The organism is Clostridium sp. BL-8 (genome assembly GCF_002006495.1).
Lineage (GTDB): Bacteria > Bacillota > Clostridia > Clostridiales > Clostridiaceae > Clostridium.
In genome coordinates, this window is sequence record NZ_LZZL01000154.1 from 1 (window position 1) to 6,813 (window position 6,813).

The window sequence follows — 6,813 nt, forward strand, 5'->3', positions numbered from 1 at the left end:
AAGGCTGCAGCTGGCTCCTTTATAAGATTTAATAAATGGAATATGCAAAATATTGTTGATAATATGGTATATTAATATAAAATTTGTAAAAAATAAAGTATAATGAAGATAGAATATTTAGAGATAAGTGTTCTATCTTTTTTATATTTTATAGGTTAATTTGAAATGATGATTATGTCTATAATAGGAAGCCTATGTTCTAGAAGAAATGCTTAACTTCTGAATAAAGTTTAGGATAATGAAAGGTCAAGTTTACCATAAATAACAGCCTATTTTTTAAAGATAAGCTGAATCTAATCAAAGTATGAATATTATTCTAGATTTGTTTCAACATGCGAAGCATGTGGAGACTTCTTATAAACTAGTTAAAAAAATCAACGGTTAGGAAAATTTAGAATTGATATGTCAACAATTTTACAAACAATCTGCTACCAATGAACAGTATTGGTAGCAGATCATTTGTTTCTACTAAGATTTTAAAATATACTTAAATTTGTATCTAACAAATTCAACACTATAAATGCCTATTTTACCTTCTATTCATTAGCAGAGAAATCAGTAGAAAAGGCAAGTTCTTTTTGTGCTTCAAGTTCTTCAAGACGATTTGAAAGTGATTGATGTATCGTATTATAAGCTCCGCTGCCAAGAGCAATTCTTATTGGTGCTGGCTTTTGGTCGGCAGTGTCAATCATGATTTTCACCATTCTAGCAGGATCACCAATAGGAACTACCGAGGTATCTTCAAAACCGCGTCTTGCATTATGTGCTTGAGAAATCGAGTAAGCCTCTAACTTTTGACCCAATACTACACTATGATGTGTAAAATTCGTACGTGCTCCGCTTGGCTCCACTATTGTAAGACTGATGTTAAAAGGAGCGATTTCCTGTCTTACGGCTTCGCAGAATCCTTCGATTCCCCATTTAGTTGCATGGTAGAGTGATCCTCCAGAGAATGCAGTTTGGCCTGCTGATGATGAGAGCTGAATGATATGACCTTCTCTTTGAGCACGTAGATGTGGTAATGAAGCTCTAATCAAATGGATAGATCCAAGGAGATTTGTGTTAATCTGATGAGTAATTTGCTCAATAGTTAATTCTTCCGCTGCACCAATAAGCCCATAACCAGCGTTGCTTACAATAACATCAATTTTTCCAAGTTCGTTGAAGGTTTGATCGACAACCTTATAAATTGCGTTGGTGTCTGTAACGTCAAGATGATACACTCTAAGAAGAGCACCGTATTTTTCCTTAAGGTCTTCTACTGAATTCATATTGCGTACAGTACCAGCAACTTTATCGCCCCTCTCAAGGAGTTGTTCAGTCATATGTCGTCCGAATCCACTGTTAATACCAGTTATAAACCAAGTTCTTTGTTTCATTTCTTTATACCTCTCTTTTATTAAAATTTAATAGTTTAGACATCAAGTTTGACTAACCATATTATCACATGAAAAATAAAAACATAATATAACGATAATGTATAAAATCTGCCTAATTCTGCAAAGTATTAATTCAATGAACTAATGAAAAAACAAATTGATTTTTGATATAATATTTACTATAGTTTTAAGAAATATTATCATGGAGTTAAAGAAATGAAGTAAGATGTGGAAATTATCAGCAAATGGTTTAAGTATAAAGGCTGGGTGAGAAATAAATGTTAGAACAAAAAGAAAATCTAAATAAAGAAGTATTATTTGAAGAAAGTAACTTTATTAAGCAAAAGACATTGAATACTATAATTGAAATGACAGAGAGGATAGCTAAAATTGATGGAAATACCAAAACAACAATTCCATTTTTGTCAGTTACTAGGCACAGTCATGAAATTCCTATAACTCCAGGAGTTATGAATCCAGCATTTAGTATTATTCTTCAAGGAAGAAAGGAGTTTCATTTCGGAGAGGAGACTATACATTTTAATACAGGTGATTTCGCAGCGTCTATTATTGATATTCCTGTATCCGTGCAAGTGATAGGAGCATCAAAGGAGTTGCCCTGTATTAGTCTGCGTATTGATCTTACTACAAGTGAAATTGCTTCTGTGGTGATGGATGCTCATATTGAATTTGACATAAAGAATGAGAATCTTTATTTAGGGGCATTTGTAGGGAAATCAGATGGGGAACTGTTAGAGTTATTTATTAGACTTTTGAAGCTAATAGATAGACCTAAAGATACTTACTTTTTATCGGAGCTTATTAAGCGTGAAATGATTTATCATCTGTTGACAGGAGAGTATGGATACTTGTTTTTTCAACAGTTGCTTGCCGATCAGCAGGCAGATGGAATCGGTAAAGCTATAGAATGGATCAAGGAAAATTATACCCGTTCTTTTACGGTGGAAGAGCTAGCAAAATCAAATAATATGAGTGTATCAGGACTGCATCATAAGTTCAAAGCTGTAACTGCCATGGGTCCATTGCAATATCAGAAAGAGCTTCGTCTTCATGAAGCAAGACGGCTCATGCTAAATGGTTCTATGGATGTTACTACTGCAGCCATGGAAGTTGGTTATGAAAGTTCATCGCAGTTTACCAGAGAATATAAGCGGTTATTTGGACAGCCGCCACTAAAACATATAAGAGCTTTGCGAAAAAGTTTTGAAAATGGTGAATTTGAAAATGGTATATAAGGTGTCTACTTTATTATGGTAATAGTTGTGAAGTAATTAGTATAGTATTTTGAAAATATGTTGTGAGGATTAATTGAAAGATAAACTATAATTTAGCGGATAGATTTAAAGTAAAAAAATAGAACGACATTTGTTCTATTTTTTTATTTTCTTATATGATTACCCTATAATAGGGTTTATCTATATTCTATGATTTTATTTGAGAATTTTATCAGCTTTATATCTCTTTTCTGCATTTTATCATTAAAAGGTTTACTGGAGGTTTATCTGGATTATCCTTATATATGTCATCAACCTCTACAAAATCTACAAGCCCATAATTTCCAAACTCTTTCTCTATTGACTTAGAATTATAGAAAAACAGTTTTACCCCATATGTTGTTTCATAATAATTTTCAGCAAGCTTCGTGCCATTACCATACATTGGAGCTTTTTCTGAAACAGCCGTAAAAATCATATATCCACCTGGTTTTAAATGGTTATAGCAATCATTAATAAACTTTTTTCTTTCATATTCATTTAACAAATGAATAAGTGCAAAGCTAGCTACACCATCATAGAGTTTATTTTCAAAAGGCATATCTGATACTGACCCATGATAAATGTTATTATTAATTCCATTTTGCCTTGCTATATTAATTGCTGTTTGAGAAATTTCGATTCCTGTAACTTCCATGTTATTATCAATAAATGGTTTTATATTTCTTCCATATCCAACACCTGGTATTAAGATATCCTTTAGATTATTTTCAGCAAAGTAATCTGCTACTATAATTGCAGTGCTTGATGGCTCAAATCCCCACATTGCTTGTTTTTCTGCAAAACTTTTTTCCCAAAATTCTGACATATAAACATCTCCTTTATAATTTTATTATTAGCATAAATCATATTTTAGATTAAACATTAGTAATAAACTATTTATAACAAAAATATAATTATTTCAATCAAATATATTACAGAGTGTATTTATCTGTAATTAAAATATAAGAACACTTATGAAATTAAGGCGTTTTTATATAATTTCAAATAGTTTCTTATTTTTAAGATAAGTTTCCATCATATTCTCTGCTTCTTCCATTGCTTTTTGGATTTTGCACTCATGATTTTCATCCATTTCACACGTAAACATAGGGCTACTTCCTTCTGTTGCCTTAATTACATCTAAAAGTGAAATATCTTCTTTGCTTTTACGTAAAACATAACCACCATTTGCACCAGGAGTTGATTGAATTATATCAGCTTTTACTAATTGTGTTAAAATCTTTGACAAATAACTCGGCGCAATATTTAAATGGGTTGCCAAAGGCTGCAAACTTAAATTATCTTTTTTATCATACTTAATCATATATGCAACTATATGTAATGCATAATTAGTAGCTTTGGTATATTTCATACTAATCCTCCATGTATTATTAATAAGATATTACAGACTGTATTTGTCTATAATATACCTATTCATACTTTTAGTCAATACTTATTAACGATTAAGTTACTTTTAGTATGTTTTTTATCGAAACCTACAAATTTAAATAAAGAGTGATTATTATTTTAGTTCAATAAAGTTTATTAAAGTACAATAAAATACAATAAAGTACAATAAAGTACTTGACGCTGGTAAAAATAATTATTATAATTTGACCATAGACTAATTTTGAAAGGGTAGATTTTTTATGGAGAATCAATTTTATACAATAGATAAAGTAGCAGAAATATTAGGCATGCATCACAAAACTATTAGAAAGTTTATAACAGAAGGTAAGCTTGCGGCAAGTAAAGTAGGAAAGCAATGGAGAATTTCAGGTAATGATTTAAGTCTTTTTATGGAAAAGAATAATGTTAATATAAATGATAAAAATATTAAAGAAGAATCAAGTATTGATTTTCTTACTAATGGAGAAGTTAAAGAAACTGAAAAGCAAAAAATAAATGTATCTACTGTTGCAGATATAAATGATGTAAATAAAGAAGAATATTTTAGAATATCAAATACTCTTATAGCAGTAATGAATTGTAAAGATCCTAAAATGGGCAAATCAACAATTAATATGAAATATGATGAAAAAGAAAACAGGCTAAGGATTTTATTATGGGGGAATGTAAGCTTCATTGAAGAAATGCTAAACTCCATTTCTATGCTTGTGGAACAAAAGGATTTATAAGGAGAGTGAATGTTTTGAATTATAGAGTAGTACATAAAAATAATATGAAATATATTGAATTTGCTTCTGAAGCATGGAAACTTTCTTCAGAGCAAGATGTGGTGGATTGTATATCTATTTGTATGGAAAATGACATTTTTACAATTATGTTTCCTTCAAATGTCTTATCAGAAGATTTTTTTAATCTTAAGACAAGACTTGCAGGTATGGCAGTACAAAAATTTATAAACTATCATGTAAAAGTTGCAGTTATTATAGAAAATGAAGAAAAACTTAATGATAGATTTAAAGAAATGATCATGGAATCTAACAAAGGAAATCATTTTAGAACCTTTAAGAATATTGAAGAGGCAGAAATTTGGATTTCTAAATTATGATATTAGGAGAAATAGAGATGAAAACAAATAGTGTATTTAAAACAGAAGAAGGAAAGAATGGGGTTATAAAATTTTATGATGAATTTCTTCAAAAATTGGCACTATCATATGAAAAATTTTATGTGGATACAAAGTATGGAAAGACCTTTATTATAGCTAGCGGTGAAAAAAGTAATCCGCCTCTTATATTATTACATGGAAGCGGTATGAATTCTGTAATGTGGCTAAGAGATATAAAGAAGTATTCCAAAATTTACAGAGTATATGCTATAGATATGTTAGGTGAGCCTGGAAAAAGTGATGAAAACCGTCCTTCATTAAGTGATTCTTCTTATGCAGAATGGCTTAAGGAGGTTTTTGAAAAGCTATCAGTAGAAAGAGCAAATGTTATAGGAATCTCCTTAGGAGCATGGCTGGCAATAAAGTTTTCGGTAAATTATCCAGAAATGGTAGCTAAACTTGTATTGCTTTGTCCATCTGGGATAGGACCACAAAAGACATCTTTTATTTTTAAAGCTATGTTTTATGGGATTTTAGGAGAAAAAGGCATAAATAAGTTATATTACAAAGTGAATGGCAATAAGCCTATACCAGAAGAAATGTTAAAATATCAAAAGCTAATAGGAAAGAACTTCAATTATAGGAGAGAAACCATTCCTATATTTTCTGATGATGAATTAAAGCTGTTAACTATGCCAACAGTGTTATTTGTAGGAGCAAAGGATATAATGTTACATTCAGACAAGACTGCAAGGCGTTTAGGTAATTTACTTCCACATGCACAAATAAATATTTTACCTGAGGCTGGACATTCAAATGTTAATAATGCAGATAAGATAATAGAATGGATGAACTTACAATGATATAATTCAATATTAAAGGCAATGCTTTTAGAAGAAGATATTTTAAGAATAGGAGGTATTAACTATGGCAGAAATTAAATTCGAAATAGAGAAAGAATTAGGGAAAATATCAGAATCGTCAAAAGGATGGACTAAAGAATTAAATTTAATAAGCTGGAACGGGAAAGAAGCAAAGTATGATTTACGTGATTGGGCACCTGGACATGAGAAGATGGGGAAGGGTATTACTTTAAGTAATGATGAACTTAAGGCTTTGAAAGAATTATTAAATAGTATGGATATTTGAGATACTTTTTAGCTTATGCGTTGAAGATTGAGAGGCTATTTTCTAGCGAATTATTGACAACAATATATTTAAGTACTAATATTCTTCTATATGTATATATCATACTTTGTTATAAAGGAGGATTTAGTATGCGTCAATGTATGGATATTCCTAAGATACAAACTAGAATTAAAAAAATTGAAGGTCAACTTAGAGCTATTTCAGAAATGGTAGATAAAGATGTTCCTTGTGAAGAAATTTTAATACAAATTAATGCAGCTAAAAGTGCATTACATAAAGTTGGTCAAGTAGTACTAGAGGGGCATCTTCAACACTGTGTCCGTGAAGGAATAGAACATGGTGATGCTGATAAGACAATTGCTGATTTTGCTAAAGCAGTAGAACATTTTTCGAGGATGTCATAATAATATTTAAAAATGTAATAATTTTTTAATAGAAGGGGCTGTCGCACTAAATAATTAGTGCACAGCTCATTTTTGTGCAAAAAAATAAA

Annotated in this window: 9 protein-coding genes; 6 read left to right on the plus strand and 3 right to left on the minus strand. The window is 30.4% G+C overall.

What is annotated here, in order from left to right:
* Window positions 1–536: 536 nt before the first annotated feature.
* The gene (locus CLOBL_RS26315; RefSeq protein ID WP_077861706.1) at window positions 537–1,379 is read right to left on the minus strand and encodes an SDR family oxidoreductase; all 843 of its coding nucleotides are present in this window, start codon (window positions 1,377–1,379) and stop codon (window positions 537–539) included.
* Window positions 1,380–1,657: 278 nt separating this feature from the next.
* Here CLOBL_RS26315 and CLOBL_RS26320 point away from each other — a divergent pair, with 278 nt between their 5' ends.
* Window positions 1,658–2,635, plus strand: a complete 978-nt coding sequence (locus CLOBL_RS26320) for an AraC family transcriptional regulator (protein ID WP_077861707.1) — start codon at window positions 1,658–1,660, stop codon at window positions 2,633–2,635.
* 217 nt (window positions 2,636–2,852) lie between these two features.
* On the opposite strand, the gene CLOBL_RS26325 is transcribed toward CLOBL_RS26320, so the two are convergent.
* Together CLOBL_RS26325 and CLOBL_RS26330 are read right to left on the minus strand one after the other, a co-directional pair.
* Entirely contained in the window at window positions 2,853–3,482 is a 630-nt protein-coding gene (locus CLOBL_RS26325; RefSeq protein ID WP_077861708.1) for a class I SAM-dependent methyltransferase, read from the minus strand.
* A 165-nt stretch (window positions 3,483–3,647) separates the two neighbouring features.
* Window positions 3,648–4,028 (minus strand): Rrf2 family transcriptional regulator, encoded by a 381-nt coding sequence (locus CLOBL_RS26330; protein ID WP_077861709.1) that lies wholly within the window; start codon window positions 4,026–4,028, stop codon window positions 3,648–3,650.
* Between the two features lie 277 nt (window positions 4,029–4,305).
* On the opposite strand from CLOBL_RS26330, the gene CLOBL_RS26335 reads away from it, so the two are divergent.
* The 5 genes from CLOBL_RS26335 to CLOBL_RS26355 all read left to right on the plus strand — a co-directional run bounded on the left by CLOBL_RS26335 (window position 4,306) and on the right by CLOBL_RS26355 (window position 6,724).
* The gene (locus CLOBL_RS26335; protein WP_077861710.1) at window positions 4,306–4,794 is read left to right on the plus strand and encodes a helix-turn-helix domain-containing protein; all 489 of its coding nucleotides are present in this window, start codon (window positions 4,306–4,308) and stop codon (window positions 4,792–4,794) included.
* A gap of 14 nt (window positions 4,795–4,808) precedes the next feature.
* Window positions 4,809–5,171, plus strand: coding sequence for a DUF4180 domain-containing protein (locus tag CLOBL_RS26340; protein ID WP_077861711.1), 363 nt, complete (start codon window positions 4,809–4,811; stop codon window positions 5,169–5,171).
* Between the two features lie 17 nt (window positions 5,172–5,188).
* Complete coding sequence (locus tag CLOBL_RS26345; RefSeq protein WP_077861713.1) at window positions 5,189–6,034, plus strand: alpha/beta hydrolase; 846 nt, start codon at window positions 5,189–5,191, stop codon at window positions 6,032–6,034.
* 64 nt (window positions 6,035–6,098) lie between these two features.
* Entirely contained in the window at window positions 6,099–6,320 is a 222-nt protein-coding gene (locus CLOBL_RS26350) for a PC4/YdbC family ssDNA-binding protein (protein ID WP_077861712.1), read from the plus strand.
* 128 nt (window positions 6,321–6,448) lie between these two features.
* Window positions 6,449–6,724 (plus strand): metal-sensing transcriptional repressor, encoded by a 276-nt coding sequence (locus tag CLOBL_RS26355; RefSeq protein WP_009169701.1) that lies wholly within the window; start codon window positions 6,449–6,451, stop codon window positions 6,722–6,724.
* Window positions 6,725–6,813 lie beyond the last annotated feature (89 nt).

Excerpts from the sequence above, each read along its gene's own strand:
- CLOBL_RS26325 (WP_077861708.1), bottom strand. The coding sequence starts at position 3,482 with ATGTCAGAATTTTGGGAAAAAAGTTTTGCAGAAAAACAAGCAATGTGG.
- CLOBL_RS26315 (WP_077861706.1), bottom strand. The coding sequence starts at position 1,379 with ATGAAACAAAGAACTTGGTTTATAACTGGTATTAACAGTGGATTCGGA.
- CLOBL_RS26350 (WP_077861712.1), top strand. The coding sequence starts at position 6,099 with ATGGCAGAAATTAAATTCGAAATAGAGAAAGAATTAGGGAAAATATCA.
- CLOBL_RS26345 (WP_077861713.1), top strand. The coding sequence starts at position 5,189 with ATGAAAACAAATAGTGTATTTAAAACAGAAGAAGGAAAGAATGGGGTT.
- CLOBL_RS26320 (WP_077861707.1), top strand. The coding sequence starts at position 1,658 with ATGTTAGAACAAAAAGAAAATCTAAATAAAGAAGTATTATTTGAAGAA.
- CLOBL_RS26330 (WP_077861709.1), bottom strand. The coding sequence starts at position 4,028 with ATGAAATATACCAAAGCTACTAATTATGCATTACATATAGTTGCATAT.
- CLOBL_RS26355 (WP_009169701.1), top strand. The coding sequence starts at position 6,449 with ATGCGTCAATGTATGGATATTCCTAAGATACAAACTAGAATTAAAAAA.
- CLOBL_RS26335 (WP_077861710.1), top strand. The coding sequence starts at position 4,306 with ATGGAGAATCAATTTTATACAATAGATAAAGTAGCAGAAATATTAGGC.